Here is a 21,287-nt window from a genome sequence, read left to right as displayed (position 1 = left end):
AACTCCTCTTTACTCTTCATCGAGATGTTCTTTAATCATCAGCAAAAACGGCTTACCGAAACGTTCCAGTTTGCGGTGCCCCACGCCGTTCACGCTGAGCATTTCTGAGGCGCTCACCGGCATCTGCTCTGCCATCTCCAGCAAGGTTGCATCGTTAAACACAACGTAGGGCGGAATATTCTCTTCGTCGGCTATCGCTTTACGCAGTTTACGCAGCTTGGCAAACAGCTTGCGGTCGTAGTTGCCGCCATACACTTTGGCCGACCCGCTGCTTTTCGGTCTGGCGGTAATCAGTCTTGGCACCGCCAGCATCAGCGGAACTTCACCGCGCAATACCGGTCGGGCCGCTTCAGTTAGCTGCAGCGCAGAATGCATGGCGATGTTTTGCGTCACCAGCCCCAGATGAATCAGCTGACGCAGGACGCTGACCCAATGCTCGTGGCTGTTTTCTTTACCCAGCCCATAAACGGGCAGCTTGTCGTGTCCCTGTTCGCGGATGCGATGATTATTGGCACCGCGCAATACTTCAACAATGTAGCCCATACCAAAGCGCTGGCCGACGCGATAAATACTGGAGAGTGCCTTTTGGGCTTCCACCAGGCCGTCATAGCGCTTAGGCGGATCGAGGCAAATATCGCAGTTCCCGCAGGGCTGCTGACGTCCTTCACCAAAGTAGTTCAGCAGCACCAAACGACGGCAGGTCTGCGCTTCGGCAAAAGCATTCATCGCATTCAGCTTGTGACGTTCAATATCCTGTAACGGGCCAGGCTGCTTCTCTTCCAGGCATTTGCGCAGCCAGGCCATATCAGCAGGATCGTAGAGCATCATGGCTTCTGCCGGCAGGCCGTCACGTCCGGCACGTCCTGTTTCCTGATAATAGGATTCAATGTTGCGTGGAATATCAAAGTGCACCACAAAACGCACGTTCGGCTTGTTGATGCCCATCCCAAATGCCACGGTCGCCACCACGATTTGCAAATCGTCGCGCTGAAACGCTTCCTGTACGCGGGCGCGCTGGGCGCTGTCGATTCCGGCATGATATGCCCCAACGCTTAACCCCCGGCTTTGCAGACGTGCGGCGGTATCCTCAACTTTTGCCCGGCTGTTACAGTAAATAATGCCGCATTTACCGCGCTGATCCTGTACGTAACGCAGCAGCTGCTCAGTGGGTTTAAATTTTTCCACCAGCGTGTAACGAATATTGGGGCGGTCAAAACTGCTGATTTGAATCAGCGGATCCTGCATATGCAGCAGGTTAATGATATCAAGACGGGTCGTTTCGTCAGCGGTCGCTGTCAGCGCCATGACGGGCAGATCGGGAAAGCGCTGGCGCATCTGTCCCAGCGCGCCATATTCCGGTCGGAAATCATGTCCCCATTGGGAAATACAGTGCGCCTCATCAACGGCCAGCATACAGGGCTGCCAGTGCGCCAGACTGTCAAGAAAGTTGTCCATCATCAGACGTTCTGGCGCGATATAGAGCAGCTTCACGCGCCCGTTGCGGCAATCGGCCATGACAACCTGCTGCTGCTCGCGCGTCATGGTCGAGTTCAGACAGGCCGCGGCCACGCCGTTTGCCAGGAGCTGATCCACCTGATCTTTCATCAGGGAGATGAGTGGCGACACCACCAGTGTCAGCCCATCGCGCACCAGCGCCGGAATCTGATAGCAGAGTGATTTACCGCCGCCGGTCGGCATCACCACCAGGCAATCCCGCCCGCTCAGCGCTTCATTTATGATTGTCTGCTGACCGGGACGAAACTGCTGGTAGCCGAAGGTATCCTGCAATACCTGCTGCGCCAACGCTTCCTGATTAAGAACTGCCGAGGTTGCCACTGTATTCCTGACTTAATGGTTGGTTAGAACAAATCGTTAAGGGTCACACCTACGCCTAAACGAGTCTGACGGTGGTTATAGTCAATGAGAGATTCACCATAGCCGCTAAACAGCTGGGTGTAAAAACGCACGTGCTGGGTGATGGGATAACTCCAGCCCAGCGTAGCGCCGCCGTAACCGCTATTCCAGTTATAGTTGCCTTCCACGCTGAAAATGCTGTCACCCATCGCATAGCCCACTTTCGCCCGATAGTAGCCCATGTATTTTGTAATATCCGGGTTATCGTCCGTGCTGGCGCTCTCAGAAATACGGAACCAGGGTTTGATCTCTGCGAGGAAATTACCGTTTTGCGCCATCAGGCGGGTATAAACACGGTTCCAGCTGCGTGACGTGGGATCGCTACGGCCATTGGACTGATGATTCACGCCCACTTCAACATCACGTAGCGTCCAGCCGGCAAACGAATAATCGGTCGCCCAGCCCAGGAAAATCTGCGGCTCATAGTTTGTCTCGCGGAAGGGCGACGACTCTTTTTTATTGGATAGCTGCCACCATGAGCGCTGAGTATAGGACGCGGCTAACACGGAGTTGTCACCCAGGATGCCGCGCCACAGTGGAAATGCCAGACTAAGCTGGAATTTCACTTCGTCCTTACGGGCATTCTGCGCCCAGTTATAAGAGGAAATCGCCTCTTTATTAATGTCGCTAGTGTACGTGTAAAGCAGATAGTTATTTTCGTAAGGATAAAGCACAAACGGGTTGTCATGCTGCTCCAGCAGGTTGGCAATAATGCTGCCACGAACCTGGGGTGCATCGTGAACGTGTTTGATCGTGGCTTCGTCCGCCTGCGCCAAAGCAGGAAGTAACATTGCCGCCAGCAAGGCGCGATGCTTACGCATAGGATTCTCCAGTGGAAACTGCGTATTCATAAAAGCGAATGGGTGTTGTAAAAAGCAGGACATTCTACACACAAATGTGAGCGAACATCAGCGCTGATTTCCTAAACTGGAAACCCTGTCGAGCGAAGCATAGAATAAACAACTCATTAACATCTACAGTTCATTTGTCAGCTGTTCAGGACTAAACACCATGTCATCCGTGCTATTGACTCAGCAGGACGCTCGCCGCCTGGTCGGTGAAATTTTTATTTATCATATGCCGTTTAACCAGGCACTTGGTCTGGAACTGGATCACCTTGACGCCGACTACGCTGAAATCAGTTTTGTGAACAAAACCATGCTGGTCGGCAATGCCGCTCAACAGATTCTCCACGGTGGGGTCACCGCCGCCGTACTGGACGTGGCGGCAGGCATGGTGTGCGTCAGTCATGCCTTGACGCGTGAGGAAACAATCAGTGAGGAAATGCTCCGCCAGCGACTGTCTCGCATGGGAACGATTGATATGCGGGTAGACTATCTGCGTCCCGGTCGCGGCGAGCGTTTTATCGCCACTAGTCGTTTACTGCGTGCCGGCAATAAAGTCTCTGTGGCGCGGGTGGAGTTACACAATGATCAGGGCGTTTACATCGCGACCGCCACAGCCACCTATCTGACAGGTTGATCACAGAACTGAACGCGTGGCAGCGTTTGAGTACTGCCACGCGTTATCCTGCCTGAATCAAAACATAGTATTGGTGTTCGCCGACGTCGCCGGTACAGCCTGAATCACATCCCAGTGCTCGACAATTTTGCCGTTTTTCACGCGAAAAATATCCGTAACGGCCTGGCCACGATCGTGTTCACCGTTGGTGGAGTGAACATGCAGCCAGACCAAATCGCCATCGGTCGCACTTCGGACGATGCGTGCTTTTGACTGCGGGTTTTTCCTGAAATAGTCGGTAAAAAAGTTAACAAGCGGTGCCTTGCCGTTTGGCACGCCGGGATTGTGCTGACGGTAATTATCCGCGATAACCCGGGCCGCTTCAGCGACCTTGTGGTGATTAAAAAATTGATCATAGAAATGGATCACCAGTGCACGATTGGCCTCTTCCACCTTGATATCGCGGCCTTCGCCAGGTTGTGCCGCGTAAACTGCACCCGCGGTCAGGATACCTGCCGCCAGCAACAGGGTTTTCAGAAAAGCTACCATCATTATTCTCCTTGATCGTTCGTCATAGCGCTGGTCGCGAGGCACCAGATTTTGAGTACACAGGGATTGCCTGACGTCTGTCGAATGCGATACAGGGTTTCGCTCGGACACCTGGTCACAAAAATAGACTGACGTCGTGACGGATGTTACATTCGCGCAAAATGGATAACAAGAAGTCACACCAGAGTGACTTAATCACCTGAAAGTGACGCTTAGCGATGCACAGGAACCGACACGATGCCCAAATCTTCACCCGCAACCTTTACGTATCAACAACCGTGCCCCATCCGGGATGTGCTTGACCGGATAGGCGACAAATGGAGTTTATTGATTCTCGAAGCGCTGGCCGAACAGACCTTACGTTTCAATGAACTTCACCGTCATATTGGCGATGTTGCCCGTCAGGTGCTGTCACGCAGTCTGAAACGGCTGGAAATGGATGGCTATATCCTGCGCACACTTTATCCGGAAGTGCCGCCGCGCGTTGAGTACAGCCTGACGGATTTAGGCCGTTCATTTCTCGAACCCATGCAGCAATTAATTGCATGGGCAGATAACAATCATCAGGCCATCTGCCTTTCTCGCCAGCGCGCGCTGGAGCAGGAGAAAGACTGACCCAGCATTATCGCCAGATCGGGCTACAGAGATAACGAGGACTGCGTTACCATTGCGGCCCTCTGTCACGCCGCTGTATTTCAGTGACCTCCGGTACAGTACGAAATTTCAGGATGAATTATGGATACCCAGCAAACCCGTCAGGGCATCGGCTTTGCGCTTGGCGCTTACTTTATTTGGGGCATTGCGCCCGCCTACTTCAAATTAGTGAAGGCCGTACCGGCGACTGAAATCATGACCCACAGGGTGATCTGGTCAGCACTGTTCATGGTGTTACTGATTACCCTGAGTCGCAGTTGGGGACAGGTCAGAAGCGTGCTGCGCCAGCCAAAAAAAGTGCTGCTACTGGCCCTTACGGCGGTAACGGTAGGGGGAAACTGGTTGCTGTTTATCTGGGCGGTGAACAATCAGCATATGCTTGAAGCCAGCCTGGGCTATTTTATCAACCCGTTGATTAACGTTGTGTTTGGCATGATTTTCCTGCGTGAACGTTTCCGTCGCCTGCAGTGGCTGGCGGTCGCCCTGGCGGCTGGCGGCGTGCTTCTGCAACTGTGGAAATTTGGCTCAGTGCCGGTGATTGCCTTAGGGCTGGCGTTCAGCTTCGCGTTTTATGGCCTGATGAGGAAGAAAATCCAGGTCGATGCTCAGAGCGGCATGCTGATAGAGACGCTGTGGCTGTTTCCGCTGGCCGCGCTCTATCTGTTTGGCTTTGCTGACAGCAGCACCAGCCACCTTAGCGCGAACCCCATGAGCCTGAACCTGTTACTGATCGCCGCAGGCATAGTCACCACGATTCCGCTGATGTTCTTCGCCGCGGCTTGTACCCGACTGCGCCTGTCAACGGTGGGCTTCTTTCAGTATCTGGGCCCTACGCTGATGTTCTTGCTGGCGGTGCTGTTTTATGGTGAAACCGTTACGCCAGATAAAATGGTAACCTTCGGCTTTATCTGGCTGGCTCTGTTGGTCTTTATTCTGGATGCCGTGACGTTTTCAGCGCGGAGCCGAATGCGCAAAGCGTGAAAGAAAGCGCGCCATTGCCGGCCCGGTCAGTAAGATGGTGAATAATCGCAGGGTCTGCATCGCCATCACAAAAGCCATATCTACCCGGCTTCCGGCAGCGATAATCGCCACCGTGTCCAGCCCGCCTGGGCTGGTGGCGAGATACGCCGTCATCAGGTCAATATGCAACACGCGGGTTAACATCCATGCCAGCCCACCGCACAGCAGCATCAGGCCAAAAATGGACAGCAGCATCTGCGGCAGCGTGCTTAACGCCAGCCTGAAGATCGGCCGGGTGAAACGTAACCCCACGCTCCAGCCAATCATGGCGTACGCCAGGGCAAGCAGCCATTCTGGCATCTGAAGCACCGCCGTACCGGTTGAATGCAGGGTTGCACCGATCAGCGCAGGTATCAGTAACGCGCCAGATGGGATACGCAGCCATGGGCCAAGCCATGCGCTGCAAACCACCAGGCACATTGTCACCAGGAAACCGCTGTTAAGCGCCGGAAACCACACCAGCGAGCCGGCATGACCGCCATCGCCCAGCCCGATCCGCGCCACCATGGCCGCCGCGCCCGCCACAAACAGCACCCGCAGATACTGCATGAACGCAACCAGCCGGACGTCCGCGCCAAATTCGCCCGCCATCGCGACCATCGCAGAGGCACCACCAGGGGAAGATCCCCATGCGCCCGTCGGGCCCGGAAGCTGGCTGAAACGCACCAGCAGAAAACCCGACAGCCCGCTGGCGGCCAGCGTCAGCAGCAGGACCGCTAACACGACTGGCCAGTCCTGCAGCAGCGGCGTCAGGATAGAAGGTGACAGGCTTTGCGCAATCATGCAGCCCAGCACCGCCTGCGACAGCAGAAATAACCGCTTGTTAATACGCAGTGTGGCACCGGACAGGCCCATGACCACGCCAACGATCATGGGTCCCAGCAACAGGGCGGCCGGCACGTGAAAATACTGGAAGATTGCGCCAAGTAATACAGATGACACTAACAGCAGCAGCCATTGCCAGCGCAACGAAAGAGCGTCCATAGAATGATTAATCAATTATGAAAATTGAGCGGCTAGAGTAGCAGAATTAAGGCGGCAGGCCAGCAAAATGGGCCGTATTAACAGCCCGTGCTGATGATTAAAGCCAGTTTTTACGCTTGAAATAGAGATAAGGTGCCAGGCCTGCAAGCATCATCAGGCAAATGGCGCCAGGATAACCAAAGCTCCACTTCAGTTCAGGCATAAACTCAAAGTTCATGCCGTAGCTGGATGCCACCAGCGTCGGCGGCAGGAAAACCACGGATACCACCGAGAAGATCTTGATGATGCGGTTCTGCTCTATGTTGATAAAGCCCATCGCCGCCTGCATCAGGAAGTTGACCTTTTGAAACAGCGACTCATTGTGGGGCAGCAGAGATTCGATATCGCGCAGGATCTCGCGCGCCTGCTCCAGCTGATTACCCGGCAAACGGGCTTTTCGGACCAGAAAATTAAGCGCACGCTGCGTATCCATCAGACACAAGCGCACCTTCCAGCCGATATCTTCCAGCTCGGCTAAACGCGAGAGTGCCTGGTCGTATTCCTCACCCTGCTGGCCTTCCATGATGACGCGGCTGAGCTTTTCCAGTGCGCTGTAAATGTTCTCAATTTCATCTGCCAGTTGTTCGATTTTCGTCTCGAACAGATCAAGCAGCAGCTCATAGGCATTGCCATCGATCAATGTCTGGTTACGGGCACGCATTCGATAAAGACGAAAAGCGGGAAGCTCGCGCTCGCGCAGCGTATATAAACGCCCTTCGCGGATGGTAAACGCAACGGTGGAGTTACCGGCGTGATCTTCGGCATCTTCAAAAAAGAAGAAGGAGTGAATGTGCAGGCCGTCTTCATCTTCGAAGAAACGCGCCGAGGCTTCGATATCTTCCAGTTCAGGGCGCGTTGCCAGGCTCTGGCCCAGTTCAGATTGCACGCGGTCGCGCTCGCCTTCTTCAGGCTCGACCAGGTCAACCCACACTGACGTGGTCAGTTTATCGCTTTCATCTTCCAGTTCCAGACGCGTCAGGCGACTGTTATCAAGTTTAAATGCGCTCAGCATAGCAAGACTCCCCATTGCAGACTTTATGGGACAACGCTGTCGGCCGGTCTGAATGCAGACCCGCGAACCTGAACACGGATAAAGGATAAATCAGTGCTGACTCGTGCGACGGATTAAAAAGGGAGGTCGCTGATAACCGCTAAGGCTACCAGCGTAATGAGATAGCCTTAGATGTTATTCCTGAAAACCAGGTTAATGAGCCAGCATCGACTGGGCGTGTCCAAGGCATTGTCCTCTCATGATAATAGTGCGCGCATGTTACGCTGAGACGAAAAAGTCGTCAACCAGCGCCTAGACGGTTTCCAGTTTAGCGTAGGCGGCCACCAGCCACTTGATCCCCTGGCCCTGAAACGCCACCTGCAAGCGGCTGTGTTCTCCGCTGCCTTCGAGATTCACAATAGTGCCTTCACCAAATTTGGCGTGGCGAACGCGTTGCCCCAGGGCGAATCCCGTGTCGTTTTTGCTGATCGGTGTGCCCATGCGCTGATGACTGACCGGTCGCGTCACACTGGCGCGTAAACGGACTTCTTCAATACAGGCTTCAGGCAGTTCGCCAATAAAACGTGAAGGTCGATGGTAGACTTCTTTACCGTAAAGACGACGGGTTTCCGCATAGGTCAGCGTCAGCTTCATCATGGCACGCGTGACGCCGACGTAAGCCAGGCGACGCTCTTCTTCCAGTCGCCCGCCTTCATCCAGCGCCATCTGGCTCGGGAACATGCCCTCTTCCATCCCGACAATAAACACCTGGCTAAACTCCAGGCCTTTCGCGGAGTGCAACGTCATCAGCTGCACCGCATCCTGCCATTTGTCCGCCTGGCCTTCCCCGGCTTCGAGAGCCGCATGAGAAAGGAATGCCTGCAGCGGCATCAAATCTTCGTCTTCATCCTGGTAGCTGAACTGGCGCGTTGCCGTCACCAGTTCTTCCAGGTTTTCGATACGGGCCTGGCCCTTTTCACCCTTTTCCTGCTCGTACATGATCCACAGGCCAGAATCCTTGATGACTCTGTCGGTCTGCACGTGCAGCGGCATATCCACGGTTTCGCTTGCCAGCGAATCCACTAACTCACAGAAGCGTTGCAGCGCAGAGGCCGCACGACCGGCCAGGGCGCGCGACTGAAGCAGCTCGCGCGTTGCCTGCCATAAGGTCATCTGCTTTTCCCGAGCCGTCTGACGCACCACATCCAGCGTGCGGTCGCCCACACCACGCGTTGGCGTATTCACCACGCGCTCAAAGGCGGCGTCGTCGTTGCGGTTGGCCATCAGTCGCAGATAAGCCAGCGCGTCCTTGATTTCCTGACGTTCGAAAAAGCGCATACCGCCATAGATACGGTACGGCATGCTGGCCTGTAGCAGGGCTTCTTCCAGCACACGCGATTGGGCATTGCTGCGATACAGGATGGCGCAATCCGCCAGCGCATTGCCGTTTTCCATCCAGGCCTTGATACGGTTGACCACAAAGCGGGATTCATCCAGCTCGTTAAAGGCGCAGTAAACCGAAATGGGCTCACCATCGCTGCCGTCAGTCCACAGTTCTTTCCCCAGTCGGCCGTTGTTATTGGCGATCAGGGCATTCGCTGACTTCAAAATGTTGTTGGTCGAGCGGTAGTTTTGCTCCAGGCGAATGGTATCCGCGCCGGGAAAATCCTTTAAAAAGCGCTGAATGTTTTCGACCTGCGCACCGCGCCAGCCGTAAATTGACTGATCGTCGTCACCCACGATAATCACTTTGCCGCTGTCGCCCGCCAGCATGCGAATCCAGGCGTACTGAATATTGTTGGTATCCTGAAACTCATCCACCAGAATGTTACTGAAGCGCTCACGGTAATGATTCAGGATATGGGGTTTGTTTAACCACAGCTCGTGAGCACGCAGCAACAGTTCAGCAAAGTCGACCAGCCCGGCGCGATCGCAGGCTTCCTGGTAGGCCTGGTATATCCGCAGCCAGGTTTGTTCGACCGGATTGCCGTAGCTTTCAATATGCTTGGGCCGCAAACCTTCATCTTTCTTGCCGTTGATGTACCACATGCCCTGGCGCGCCGGCCACTGCTTCTCATCCAGGTTCATCGCCTTAATCAGGCGCTTGAGCAGGCGCAGCTGGTCTTCACTGTCGAGGATCTGGAAATCCTGCGGCAGGCCTGCGTCAAGATGATGCGCGCGCAGCAGGCGGTGTGCCAGACCGTGGAACGTGCCTATCCACATTCCCCCCTGGCTGGTACCAATGAGCTGCTCAATACGGTGGCGCATCTCTGCGGCCGCCTTGTTGGTAAAGGTCACGGCCATAATGGAGTATGGGGAGCAGTTTTCTACCGACAGCAGCCAGGCAATGCGGTGCACCAGAACGCGTGTTTTTCCGCTGCCCGCGCCCGCCAGCACCAGCAGGTTACTGCGCGGCGCCGCAACGGCCTCGCGCTGTTTGTCATTCAAACCGTCGAGCAGTTCAGAAACGTCCATAAGCACCAATAAGTCAGAAAATGCGAAGCATAAGACTGGATAAATTTACAGCCATTATAACAGCGAGGTGAGTGATGCCAACTGGGAAATTTCAACGTGTGGCAGCAGACGGGCATCCTCGATCTGCATGAGATTACCCTCACGAAGGTTAATCCAGCAGGCCTGCATGCCAAAACGAATCGCGCCTGCCACATCGGTGGTGAGATCGTCGCCAACGTGCAGAATGTGTTCCGGGGCGATATTAAGACGTTGCGCGGCCAGCTGATACATATCCAGCCACGGCTTAGCGCGCCCGTCTGGCCCCGCCCGGAGTGAAAACTGGAAGTAGTGTGCCAGCCCGAGTTTTTCAGGCTGCGCGTTGCCATTGGTGATCGCCACCAGCGGCACTTTCTTCGCCAGGGCGTTCAGCGTGTCATGGGTTTCAGCAGGCATATCGACCTGGCTGCGCCACTGATGGAACACATCCATAACTTGCGTCGCGCCCGCCGCGGCTTCGGATGGCGTTAAACCGGCCTGGCACATGACATGTTCAACTGAACGCCGACGCCACTCAGAGACATCATGGTAGATCTCAGGTTCGCTTGCACGTAACTGACTGCGCGAGTCGGCTACGTCTTCCGGCGTTATGGCTCGCAGCGCAGGGTGGAAAGCCTGCAGCGCAGCATGAGAGGCTTCCGTGGTTTTACGGATCACCGGATAGTTGTCGTAGAGCGTGTCGTCTAGATCGAAAGTGATCGCTTTGATGTCACGCAGAGGGCGATAAAACTTCATTCACTCTTTCCTCGTTTGGCGCGGGGATGCGCAGCATCGTACACCGATGCCAGATGCTGGAAATCAAGATGGGTGTAAATTTGGGTGGTCGACAGATTCGCATGGCCCAGTAATTCCTGCACCGCGCGCAGATCGCCACTCGACTCCAACAAATGGGTGGCAAAAGAGTGGCGCAGCTTATGGGGATGTATATGACTGGAAAGACCCTGCTTAATTCCCCACTCGGCAAAGCGTTTCTGGACGTTGCGCGCAGAGATACGAGAGCCACGGCTGGAGAGAAACAGCGCATCATCCCCAGGGTTAAACGCGGTGCGTAGCGGCAACCACTGCTGGATCCAGCTGACGGCGGTGCGACCGATCGGCACGCGCCGCTCCTTGCTGCCTTTACCTAAAACCCAAACCTCTCCCGCCTCAAGATCGACATGGGGGCAGTCCATATTGACCAGCTCGGAAAGACGTAACCCTCCGCCGTACATCACTTCCAGCATCGTACGATCGCGGATCGCCAGCGGATCGGTGAGATCAATCTCCAGCAACTGGTTAACGTCATCAACATCGATATTTTTCGGTAGATGACGACCGTTGCGCGGCGTGGCGATCCCTTTCGCCGGATTAGCCGCCAGCATGTCGCGGCTCACCTGCCAGTCAAGGAAACTGCGTAATGCGGAAAGACGTAATGCCAGACTGCTTGCAGCCAGACCTGCACGACGGCTGCGGGCGGCCATGCTACGCACCATGGCGGGATCGAGCTGTGACCACGCGCTGATTTTCATCTCATCGGCAATCGTCACCAGTGCGGCAAGCTGACGCGCGTAGCTGCTCAGGGTAAGCGGGCTGAGCTGGCGTTCAACCTTCAGGTGGCGCAGAAAGCCGTCAACGGTCTCCTGCAACACGCTGCTCATGCGCGCTCCACCCAGCGTTCCAGCAGCGCAGGTATCATCTGCGAAAGGTGCTGAAGCAGTAAGGTGCCCATGCCCGACTGATAGTGCAGGCTGTCACGGCTACTGAAGATAATGATGCCAAGCTCGCCCTCATCACCCATCAGGGACATGGCGACTGAACCAATGGCCTTTGCCTGAGGCAGCAGCAGCAGCAGTTCCGGGCCATTGATATTCCCCAGATAGTGCTGCTCATTACCGAAGCGCTGAATGCGTAACGGTTCGAAAGCCTGACGGGCCAGGCCAAGCTGCACAAAGTCAGACGGCGCACCCAGTCGCCACTTGTCGTTAAACAAGCGGATATTGGCTCCCGCCAGTCCGAGATCGCGCGCCCAGCGATGCAGGCGATTAAGCATATCCTGGAGTGAGCTGGCGGCGGCCAGGTGACTTTGCAGTGAAAGCAGACGTGAGAATAACTGTTGATTTGCGGTCGCCTGCTCCATCAGCAGCGTAATTTCTTCTTCCAGACGCTGGATGTGATTGCGCTGGCGCGCCATGTGCCATTCCACCAGCGATACGCTGCCGCGAACCGGGTGCGGTACCGCCATCTGTTCCACCTGACGGGCGTTGCGCATAAAGAAATCAGGATTCTGACGCAGATAATCACTGACGGCCTGATCGTCCAGCAGGACAGTATTTTCCACCTGCTCTTCGATATTTTTCATAAGTGAATAAACCCATCGTAGACATGTGTGGCCGGACCGGTCATGTAGAGCGGCTGTCCGACGCCTTTCCAGGCGATATGTAACGTGCCGCCTGGTAAATCAACGCGTACTTTCTGACTTAAAATACCCTGCTGGATACCGCAGGCAACCGCCGCACAGGCACCGCTACCGCACGCCTGGGTTTCCCCTGCACCGCGTTCATAAACACGCAGCCGGATGTGTTCAGGGCTGATAATTTCCATAAAGCCCACGTTGACGCGCTCCGGAAAACGCTCATGGCTTTCCAGGACCGGTCCCAGAAGCTCAACCTGGGCCGTTTTCGTGCTTTCCACCTGGATTACGCAGTGAGGGTTGCCCATGGAGACGGCACCAAACATCACCGTTTGTTCCGCCACGCGTAACAGGTAAAGGTTTTCGGCTTTATTGGCGCGGAAAGGCACCTGCTGGGGTTCGAAATTTGGCTCGCCCATATTCACACGTACCAGATCGTCTGGTGTCACGCTCAGAACCATGCGACCAGCCTGGGTGCTCACGCGAATATCGCTTTTATTCGTCAGCCCTTTTAACTGAACAAAACGGGCGAAGCAGCGGGCGCCATTCCCACACTGCGCGACTTCACTCCCGTCTGCATTAAAAATGCGGTAGTGAAAGTCGAGATCGGGATCGTAAGGCGGCTCAACGACCAGCAGCTGATCGAAGCCAATCCCGAGATGGCGATCGGACAGCCGGCGGATCAATTCCGGCGAAAAAAAGACATTTTGCGTTACGGCATCCACAACCATGAAATCATTGCCGAGACCGTGCATTTTGGAGAACTGCATTTTTTGCTCCGCCGGATGCGCCATAAGTGTTATTTCATTTGTGAGCTTGAGCTTGAACCACCCGTCACCAGACCACCTACATCCGCTTTAGACGCGTCGGCTTTCTGTTTTTGCGTGGGTGCTGACGTTGGCGCAGCTTGTTTTGGCGTGTCCTGCGGCGGGAAGTAGAGCGGTCCTTTTAATCCACAGCCTGCAAGGCTTGTTAATGCCATTGTCATTGCTAACAGGCTTATCGCTTTCTTCATTCTTTATGCTCTTCATGTCCTGTGACCTGGATGCTTATCATCGCAGTTGAAGTTGGAAAAGCAACAGGAAATGCCAGCTAATCACGTGAGCGTTGTGGCAAGCCCTGAAGATAGCATCATTGCGGGCTTACCGAACTCAATGTACCTGATAGCGTGGCTGATAATCGTTATTGTCGTTATCAGGCGGTGAGGCACAGAGATCGGTGAGGACCTGATTTCTGAATGGAATGACCTGATAACGTTCACCTGTGTTCACGATTTGATAGAACTGCGGCAGGTTAAAATTGATAAAACTTGAGCCATAGGTAAAACGGTCGTGCGACGAGGAGTAAAAACGGCTGACGTCCCGTACCAGCTCTTCCTTGCTGCCTTCACAATGGTGATAGACCTCGACGCGGTTACTTTCATCCAGAATATAAATGTTGAAACCGCGATCGTCGGTAGTATCTTCAAAAAAGAACTGAATGATCCCTTCGCTGGCATAGCCGTTAACCACAGGCGGCAGTGGCGTCTGATTAGACTCGACTTTAATCGACAGGCCGTGAAGCTTGTTGTTGGAAATGGCGCCATAAAACTCAACGGCGTTTTCCAGCTTCTGAACCGATACGCCCATGCGTTCAAAGAACAACCCCCAGGTCTGGCCCGCCATACGCAGTGCTTTGAACCGCCCTGGCTCCTGACGCGTACTGGAAAGGCGCAGTTCGATGCACTCTGACACCAGCTGCTGTACGCGGGTACGAATCAATCCACGTAAATGCTGGCTGTAGCAGAACACCTCAACGGTATCAGGCGGGGAAGCGTCCTGATGCATTTTACCCAGGATGGTTTTCAGGCCTTCTATCATCGCCTGTTCGCCACTGAAGTGCAGCGTACGCACCTCATTCCACGAGTTACGGTACAGCAGGTCGATACTGCCGATTAAACACTGCTGCTGCTGACCAAAGCTGAACACATCGAGTTTGCGGAAATCGAAATGCACCACCTGGTTACGAAACGCCGAGGTGGGATCGTGCTCAAGGTTAACAATGATGGCCAGATGGCGGATTTCACACGGGCTGTAGAGCGCCTTGGGCGTGGGCGCAGGCAGACGCAGCGGGAAATGGCTGGAGACATCGTCGACCAGTTCCTGCAGGCGCGCCAGATCGCATAGCTCATTGCCCTTAATGTGCAGCCGCGTTTTGCTGGTCAGCAGTCCGTTGAACCAAGCCCAGGCGACCAGCTTGTTAAGATAGCGGTTATATTCCAGCGGCTGATGGCTGATGATTGAGCTCATGTCCGGTGACTGGTTATACAGATACCAGCCTGGCCGGTTGGCACGGCCCGGCGGCACGTGAATGAAGGTCAGGTTGGATTCGGACAGATCGGGAGAAATCTGCGGATTAACCAGCGTCACCTTGCCCGGCAAGGCCTCAAAGGCGGCGTACAATTTACGGGTCAGCACGCCGATATCCTGCGGGCTGGCGCTGACGCTTAAATTGTTGCGGCGGGCAAAGCGGATAAGGTTGCGATAGCTTTGCATCATCGCATCCAGCAACTCATTGTGCGCTTCGCGCACGCGCTCGATTTTCCATTCGGCACGGTTGTCCAGAATAGCAATCTTTTCGTCGTCCCAGCCCCAGGCTTTAACCAGCTGCGACAGGATCTCACGGCGCCAGCCGCTACGCTGTGGGTGATCGTCACTGCTGAGTTTTTCGCAAACTTTTAAATAGAAGCAGCGGCGAACCAAATCAAGGCGGGGCTGATCGTCAATACTGGTGAGATAGCGTGTAACGCGTTCCAGCATCATACAGTAAGGATCAAGGCCAAAGCAGACGATTTCTCCGTCGTGCAGACGCTGCTTGATATCCATCGCCAGCAGTTTGGTATCCGGGTATTCCCAGCTATAAGCTTCCAGCAGCAGCGTTTTCAACACCGCTTTATAGGGCGAATCGATACTTTTATACAGCTGCCACAGGCTGGCACCGAAATACTCTTCTGCTGATAACGTGCTGAGGCCGCCCAAATCCAGCCACTCGTTTGGCGTGAGCACGCCTTTCGCATACAGCGACATCACGTAGTCATCATAGTGATGCTCTTCTTCGCCTGGCACCATATTCCACAGAATACGTTTACCGGCCATTCTTACCGCCGTGCGGTAGAACTCATCCAGCAGCAAAATATGTTGGGTAGAACCGCAGTCTTCACCACCAAGATTGCCGCTTTCGTTGTGGCGGAAGCGGTTTTCATCAATGAGGAAAAAGCTGACTTCGATGGCCTGCGAGGCACACCATTTTTGCAGCAGCGCACATTTACGCTGCAGATTCAGGCGCTCTTCATTATCCAGCCAGGATTGATGGCAAACCCAGATATCCAAATCGGACACGCTGTTTTGCCCAACGGAAGAGGTGCTCCCCATTGAGTAGATGCCGGTGATAGGCAGTTCACCTTTAGGGGCTTCGACCAGGGAGAGTTCCTGTTTACCCGTTAACTCTGCAAGCAGCTGCAGTTGGTTTTCATCAGGCGTGAAAACGTTGATGCCGTGGGGAACGCTACCTTCGAGGTAACCCGGCATCAGCGGATGTTGATAATGTAGTAAGATCGGAAGCAGACTGTAGACTCGCTGAAAAGCGGGCCCCATGGCAGCGAGTGCGCGATCAACGCGCAGCTGGTTAATTGCATCCAGTCTCTGTTTTAGTGTCTCAATATAGAGGTACAAGACGTTTCGCCTGGTTGTCCTGGAGTTTAAGCACCCTGTTTCCAGTCTCTGCCGCTTAATAAGAGAGATGTCGTGCAGATAATTGCTGGAAACGTGATCAATCTATCACTCGCTGGATTGACCGTAAAGAAAGTTACGCTACCTGCATTTTAGCACGGTTTCGTCTACTTTTCGCTCACTCTGCGCCTGGCCTGAGATTACTGTCTGATATATCAGGTTTAATCCGCAGGCGGTTCTTTTCAATCCGTTGAAACTGACAGCATTCCCTCAACGATGATAGGATATTCGATGAACGATCTAAATGGTTAACGGCATGTTAAACAAAATTTTCAGAATTGCTACACGACAAAGCCCACTTGCCCTGTGGCAAGCACAATATGTACAGCAACGATTGATCAGTGCCCATCCTGGCCTACGCGTGGAGCTGGTACCTATGGTGACAAAGGGCGATATCATTCTTGATACACCGCTCGCGAAAGTGGGGGGGAAAGGGCTGTTCGTTAAAGAGCTCGAGCAGGCAATGTTAGAAAACCGTGCCGATCTGGCCGTACATTCGATGAAAGATGTGCCCGTGGCATTTCCGGAAGGCCTGGGCCTGGTCACCATTTGCCAGCGGGACGATCCGCGCGATGCGTTTGTCTCCAATCACTACGCGTCAATTGATGAACTTCCACAGGGCGCTGTCATTGGAACGTCAAGCCTGCGGCGTCAGTGCCAGATTAGCGCGCGACGTCCCGATCTGGTGATTCGCTCGCTGCGCGGGAACGTGGGCACACGATTAAGTAAGCTTGATGCTGGCGGATATGACGCCATTATTCTTGCCGCCGCCGGGTTGAACCGACTTGGCCTGGCCGATCGTATTCGCCAACCGCTGCCTGCGGATATTTCCTTACCCGCCGTGGGTCAGGGCGCAGTTGGCATCGAATGTCGGTTAGACGACAGCACGTTAATTGCGCTGTTACAGGCATTGAATCACGATGATACGGCGGTCTGTGTGAAAGCGGAACGCGCCATGAATACCCGACTTGAAGGCGGCTGCCAGGTTCCGATTGGCAGCTTTGCCGTACTTGAAGGCGACGAACTCTGGCTTCGCGGTCTGGTGGGGGCACCCGATGGGAGCGTCATGGTGAGCGGTGAACGCCGTGGGCCTCGCGATCAGGCAGAGCAAATGGGCATTTCGCTGGCAGATGAGCTGCTCAACGGTGGCGCACGTGAAATTCTGCGCGACGTTTATCAGGGGCAACCTCCCGTATGACGATTCTGGTGACGCGCCCGGAACCCGCAGCGGCGGAGCTGGTCTCGCGCCTGCACGCCCAGGGTAAACAGGCGTGGAGCCTGCCGCTGATAGAATTCGCGCCGGGTAACGATCTCCTGCAGTTACCGGCCACCCTTGCCACGTTGAAACGCGGCGATCTCGTTTTCCTCCTTTCGCAGCAGGTTATTCACTTTGCACAGCACGCCATCAAAGCATGGCCCGCTGACGTAGACTATTATGCAATTGGTCGCAGTACCGCTTTGGCTTTTCATACGATCAGCGGCCTGCAGGTGACCTACCCTCACGCGCATGAAACCAGCGAAGAGTTGATAAAACTGGCGACATTGCAGCAAATAGCGGGTAAGCATGCGCTTATCCTCCGAGGGAATCAGGGGCGCGAGCTGCTGTCAGAAACGCTGGCGGCACGTGGCGCGCAGGTCACCTATGCAGAGTGCTATCAACGTTGCCAAAAACACTATGACGGCGCCATCGAAGGCCGTCGCTGGCGCGATCGTAATATTCACACGCTTGTCGTGACCAGCGGTGAGATGCTGCATCAGCTGTATTCGCTGTTCCCCGAGGTCGATCGTGAGGAATGGCTGCTCCGCTGTCGACTAGTCGTCGTCAGCGAACGTTTGGCTTCCCTGGCCGCCGATCTTGGTTGGCAGACTATTCAGGTAGCCGATGGTGCCGATAACGATGCGCTGTTGCGCGCGTTATGTTGAACTTAACAATGGGATGTGCCAGATATGACGGAACAAAAAGACACCTCCGCCGTGGTTGACGAAACCACACCAGCGGTTGATCGCCCCTCTTCTACCCAGGAAAAATCACCGCGCAATCGCAATAATGGTGGCATGGTGCTGGGAGCAGTCGCGATTGTCATCGCACTGGCGATTGGCGCAGGGTTATACCTGAACGATAAACACCAGGCCGAACTGCAGGCACAAACCAATCAGGAACTGAGTGATCAGCTGTCCACGCTGCAGAAACAGGCAAACAGCGACAAACAGCAGTTGGCCCAACAGTTGAGCGCGACAGAAAAAGCATTAGAGACCGCTCAGTCACAGCAGGCGGCATCGGCCAAAGAGCTGGAAACGCTGCGTGAAAAAATGGCTTCAATTTCAGGTAATGACGTGCGCAGTTGGTTAGTGGCCCAGGCTGACTACCTGGTGAAGCTGGCCGGACGTAAATTGTGGAGCGATCAGGACGTGACTACCGCTGCAGCGCTGCTGAAAAGTGCAGATGCCAGCCTGGCAGACATGAACGATCCCAGCGTCATGAACGTGCGTCGTGCGTTAACTCAGGATATCAGTACGCTCTCCGCCATCTCCCAGGTGGATTATGACGGCATCATTTTGAAACTTAATCAGTTATCAAACGGTGTGGATAATCTGCGGCTGGCAGATAACGACAGCGATGATGCGCCTATGGACAGCGACAGCGGTGAACTTTCCAGTTCCATTCGTGAATGGCGTCAGAATCTGGTGAAGAGCTGGCATAACTTTATGGATGACTTTATTACCATCCGCCGTCGCGATAATACCGCACAGCCGCTGCTGGCACCGAATCAGGATGTTTATCTGCGTGAGAACATCCGCTCGCGCCTGCTCATTGCTGCTCAGGCCGTACCACGTCACCAGGAAGAGATTTACAAGCAGTCGCTTGAAACCGTTTCAACATGGGTGCGCGCGTGGTATGACACCAATGATGCCTCAACCAAAGCGTTTCTGGCCCAGCTGGATGAATTAAGCCAGCAGAACATCAATATGGATCTGCCCGACAGCCTGGAGAGCCAGCCGCTGCTTGAAAAGCTGATGCAAACCCGCGTTCGTAATCTGATGGCACAGCCTTCTGCCGCCGCTAATCAGCAGGGAGGCTAATCATGCTTAAGGTATTTATCCTCTTTGTTCTGCTGATTGCCGGCATTGTACTGGGGCCGATGATTGCGGGTCATCAGGGCTACGTGCTGATTCAGACCGACAACTGGAACGTTGAAACCAGCGTGACGGGCCTGTCCATCATCCTGATTATTAGCCTGCTTGTGATCCTGGCTGTGGAATGGATACTGCGCCGTTTATTTCGCACCGGCGCGCGTACCCGCGGCTGGTTCACTGGCCGTAAGCGTCGTCGTGCCCAGCGCCATACGCAAAATGCCCTGATGAAACTGGCGGAAGGGGATTTCAGACAGGTAGAGAAACTGCTGTCTAAAGACGCAGAGCATGCTGATGTGCCTGTCGCTAACTACCTGCTAGCTGCAGAAGCCGCACAACAGCGTGGCGATGAAATGCGGGCCAACCAGCACCTAGAACGGGCGGCTGAGCTGGCTGGCAATGATGTGATTCCGGTCGAAATTACCCGTACCCGCATTCAATTGGCGCGTCATGAAGATCATGCAGCGCGCCACAGCATCGATCGCCTGCTCGAAGTCGCGCCTCGTCATCCGGAAGTGCTTCGTCTGGCTGAGCAGGCATATGTCCGCACCAGCGCCTGGAGCGCACTGCTGGATATTCTTCCCGCCATGGAAAAATCCGAGGTCGGGACAGAAGAGCAACGCACCCTGCTACAGCAACAGGCCTGGCTGGGCCTGATGAACCAGGCGATGGCCGATCAGGGCAGCGAGGGACTGAAGCGCTGGTGGGGCAATCTGAGCCGTAAAACTCGCCATGAGACATCATTGCAGGTAGCGATGATTGACCATTTGATTGAGTGTGACGACCACGATACCGCGCAGGACATCTTGCTGGATGGGCTTAAACGTCATTACGATGATCGTCTGGTGCTGCTGATGCCACGTATTAAGAGCGGCAACCCAGAGGCACTGGAAAAAGCCTTACGTCAGCAAATCAAACAGCATGGCGCGACGCCCCTGTTGCACAGTACCCTGGGGCAGTTGTTAATGCGCCACGGTGAATGGCAGCAGGCAGCGGAAGCACTTCAGCAGGCACTGGCTCAGCGCCCTGACGCCTTTGACTACGCGTGGCTGGCGGACGTTTACGATCGCCTTCGCCGTCCGGAAGAGGCGGCAAAAATGCGTCGTGAAGGCCTGTTGCTGACGCTGAAAAATAACCCTGATGCCTGATAACACAGCATCGCGTTAAGTAAAAAACCGGGCTCGCCCGGTTTTTTTGTGTCTGCGCTTTCAGGCAAAAAAAAACACCTGCTAAAAGCAGGTGTAAGATCAGGTCGGTTAGACAACCGAGAGGTACCCGACTCAACGTGGTGTCTGATAACCCTGTAAGACTTTCGCGATACAGGCAGGCAGACAACAGGTACCCAAAATTGGCTCTGCGTCATTCCCAGGTTTATGTAGCCGAAGCAAACATAAGAGGTGGAATGAGCATCTACGCGTTAATTATTGCATAATCCATGCCAGTTGCTATTATTATTTTAATTATTTTTATAAATCAATCACTTAAATCTTAATGCTTTTTTTGGGGTTCTTTCTCTTTGCGATGAGCGTCGTGTTATTACGACAAACCAGAAAATGGATGTCGCATACAGGCGACAAACAAGGTAAAGACTTGTCAATCCGTGTTAAAACAGTAATTTAAGCGTCTCATTTTTGCGACAGCCATTACTATGACTCCGCTCTGACTCACTTCCGGGAGAAATGACGTGCCCGTCTGAGCGGATTTTCGCCCCTGAAAGACGACACTGCCTGCGCAACGTTGTCTCGCTGACGGCCAGCGCAAACCGCCTTCGGCGGTGCTCACCCTCTTTTATTCAGGCGAAAAAAAACCTGTCTTTGCAGACAGGTTTCTAAAAATGGTCGGCGAGAGAGGATTACGCGCCCCTGCGGGACGCGCC

General features: G+C 54.4%; 19 protein-coding genes. 7 read left to right on the top strand and 12 right to left on the bottom strand.

Translation table 11 applies throughout. The features are described 5' to 3' along the window. Positions 1-9: 9 nt before the first annotated feature. Together recQ and pldA are read right to left on the bottom strand one after the other, a co-directional pair. Entirely contained in the window at positions 10-1,836 is a 1,827-nt protein-coding gene (gene recQ, locus QLG08_RS00380) for an ATP-dependent DNA helicase RecQ (protein WP_088900769.1), read from the bottom strand. 23 nt (positions 1,837-1,859) lie between these two features. Further along, the gene (pldA, locus tag QLG08_RS00375) at positions 1,860-2,735 is read right to left on the bottom strand and encodes a phospholipase A (protein WP_014606982.1); all 876 of its coding nucleotides are present in this window, start codon (positions 2,733-2,735) and stop codon (positions 1,860-1,862) included. A 190-nt stretch (positions 2,736-2,925) separates the two neighbouring features. On the opposite strand from pldA, the gene QLG08_RS00370 reads away from it, so the two are divergent. Further along, positions 2,926-3,396 carry a thioesterase family protein gene (locus QLG08_RS00370; protein ID WP_014595018.1) on the top strand — a complete coding sequence of 157 codons (471 nt, stop codon included), beginning with the start codon at positions 2,926-2,928 and terminating at the stop codon, positions 3,394-3,396. Between the two features lie 57 nt (positions 3,397-3,453). Here QLG08_RS00370 and QLG08_RS00365 read toward each other — a convergent pair whose 3' ends face one another. Further along, a complete protein-coding gene (locus tag QLG08_RS00365; RefSeq protein ID WP_014595017.1) occupies positions 3,454-3,927 on the bottom strand; it encodes an ester cyclase in 474 nt (157 codons plus the stop codon). A gap of 234 nt (positions 3,928-4,161) precedes the next feature. On the opposite strand from QLG08_RS00365, the gene QLG08_RS00360 reads away from it, so the two are divergent. Both QLG08_RS00360 and rarD read left to right on the top strand, forming a co-directional pair. After that, positions 4,162-4,539, top strand: coding sequence for a helix-turn-helix domain-containing protein (locus QLG08_RS00360; RefSeq protein ID WP_013024078.1), 378 nt, complete (start codon positions 4,162-4,164; stop codon positions 4,537-4,539). Positions 4,540-4,659: 120 nt separating this feature from the next. After that, a complete protein-coding gene (rarD, locus tag QLG08_RS00355; protein ID WP_105087908.1) occupies positions 4,660-5,559 on the top strand; it encodes an EamA family transporter RarD in 900 nt (299 codons plus the stop codon). Here the strand turns inward: rarD and QLG08_RS00350 are convergent. The 9 genes from QLG08_RS00350 to QLG08_RS00310 form a co-directional block, all read right to left on the bottom strand. After that, complete coding sequence (locus QLG08_RS00350) at positions 5,530-6,582, bottom strand: AbrB family transcriptional regulator (protein ID WP_024471029.1); 1,053 nt, start codon at positions 6,580-6,582, stop codon at positions 5,530-5,532. The genes rarD and QLG08_RS00350 overlap by 30 nt on opposite strands. 97 nt (positions 6,583-6,679) lie before the next feature. Further along, positions 6,680-7,633 carry a magnesium/cobalt transporter CorA gene (gene corA / locus QLG08_RS00345; RefSeq protein ID WP_014606985.1) on the bottom strand — a complete coding sequence of 318 codons (954 nt, stop codon included), beginning with the start codon at positions 7,631-7,633 and terminating at the stop codon, positions 6,680-6,682. A gap of 291 nt (positions 7,634-7,924) precedes the next feature. Continuing rightward, complete coding sequence (gene uvrD, locus QLG08_RS00340; RefSeq protein ID WP_014606986.1) at positions 7,925-10,087, bottom strand: DNA helicase II; 2,163 nt, start codon at positions 10,085-10,087, stop codon at positions 7,925-7,927. 54 nt (positions 10,088-10,141) lie between these two features. Next, positions 10,142-10,858: a 5-amino-6-(5-phospho-D-ribitylamino)uracil phosphatase YigB gene (gene yigB, locus QLG08_RS00335; RefSeq protein WP_161611021.1), complete on the bottom strand. Its 717-nt coding sequence runs from the start codon at positions 10,856-10,858 to the stop codon at positions 10,142-10,144. Continuing rightward, positions 10,855-11,760 (bottom strand): tyrosine recombinase XerC, encoded by a 906-nt coding sequence (gene xerC, locus QLG08_RS00330; RefSeq protein WP_161611022.1) that lies wholly within the window; start codon positions 11,758-11,760, stop codon positions 10,855-10,857. The genes yigB and xerC overlap by 4 nt, the downstream gene beginning before the upstream one ends. After that, on the bottom strand, positions 11,757-12,461 hold the full coding sequence (locus QLG08_RS00325; protein WP_013024071.1) for a DUF484 domain-containing protein: 705 nt from the start codon (positions 12,459-12,461) through the stop codon (positions 11,757-11,759). Before QLG08_RS00325 ends, xerC begins: the two co-directional genes overlap by 4 nt. Continuing rightward, the gene (gene dapF / locus QLG08_RS00320) at positions 12,458-13,282 is read right to left on the bottom strand and encodes a diaminopimelate epimerase (protein ID WP_015701292.1); all 825 of its coding nucleotides are present in this window, start codon (positions 13,280-13,282) and stop codon (positions 12,458-12,460) included. Before dapF ends, QLG08_RS00325 begins: the two co-directional genes overlap by 4 nt. Before the next feature lie 29 nt (positions 13,283-13,311). After that, complete coding sequence (locus QLG08_RS00315) at positions 13,312-13,527, bottom strand: lipoprotein (RefSeq protein ID WP_013024069.1); 216 nt, start codon at positions 13,525-13,527, stop codon at positions 13,312-13,314. 136 nt (positions 13,528-13,663) lie between these two features. Further along, a complete protein-coding gene (locus tag QLG08_RS00310) occupies positions 13,664-16,222 on the bottom strand; it encodes a class I adenylate cyclase (protein WP_013024068.1) in 2,559 nt (852 codons plus the stop codon). 313 nt (positions 16,223-16,535) lie between these two features. Here QLG08_RS00310 and hemC point away from each other — a divergent pair, with 313 nt between their 5' ends. From hemC to hemY, 4 genes are read left to right on the top strand one after another with little or no spacing between them, the layout of a single operon-like run. Then, the gene (gene hemC, locus QLG08_RS00305) at positions 16,536-17,477 is read left to right on the top strand and encodes a hydroxymethylbilane synthase (RefSeq protein WP_161611024.1); all 942 of its coding nucleotides are present in this window, start codon (positions 16,536-16,538) and stop codon (positions 17,475-17,477) included. After that, positions 17,474-18,202: a uroporphyrinogen-III synthase gene (hemD, locus tag QLG08_RS00300; RefSeq protein WP_015701294.1), complete on the top strand. Its 729-nt coding sequence runs from the start codon at positions 17,474-17,476 to the stop codon at positions 18,200-18,202. The genes hemC and hemD overlap by 4 nt, the downstream gene beginning before the upstream one ends. Before the next feature lie 24 nt (positions 18,203-18,226). Beyond that, the gene (gene hemX / locus QLG08_RS00295; protein ID WP_014595008.1) at positions 18,227-19,360 is read left to right on the top strand and encodes a uroporphyrinogen-III C-methyltransferase; all 1,134 of its coding nucleotides are present in this window, start codon (positions 18,227-18,229) and stop codon (positions 19,358-19,360) included. Between the two features lie 2 nt (positions 19,361-19,362). Then, complete coding sequence (gene hemY / locus QLG08_RS00290) at positions 19,363-20,559, top strand: protoheme IX biogenesis protein HemY (RefSeq protein ID WP_014606992.1); 1,197 nt, start codon at positions 19,363-19,365, stop codon at positions 20,557-20,559. The last annotated feature ends 728 nt before the right edge of the window (positions 20,560-21,287 follow it).

This window comes from Pantoea sp. V106_11, assembly GCF_029967885.1.
GTDB lineage: Bacteria > Pseudomonadota > Gammaproteobacteria > Enterobacterales > Enterobacteriaceae > Pantoea > Pantoea ananatis.
This window is presented reverse-complemented; position numbering and strand designations above follow the sequence as displayed.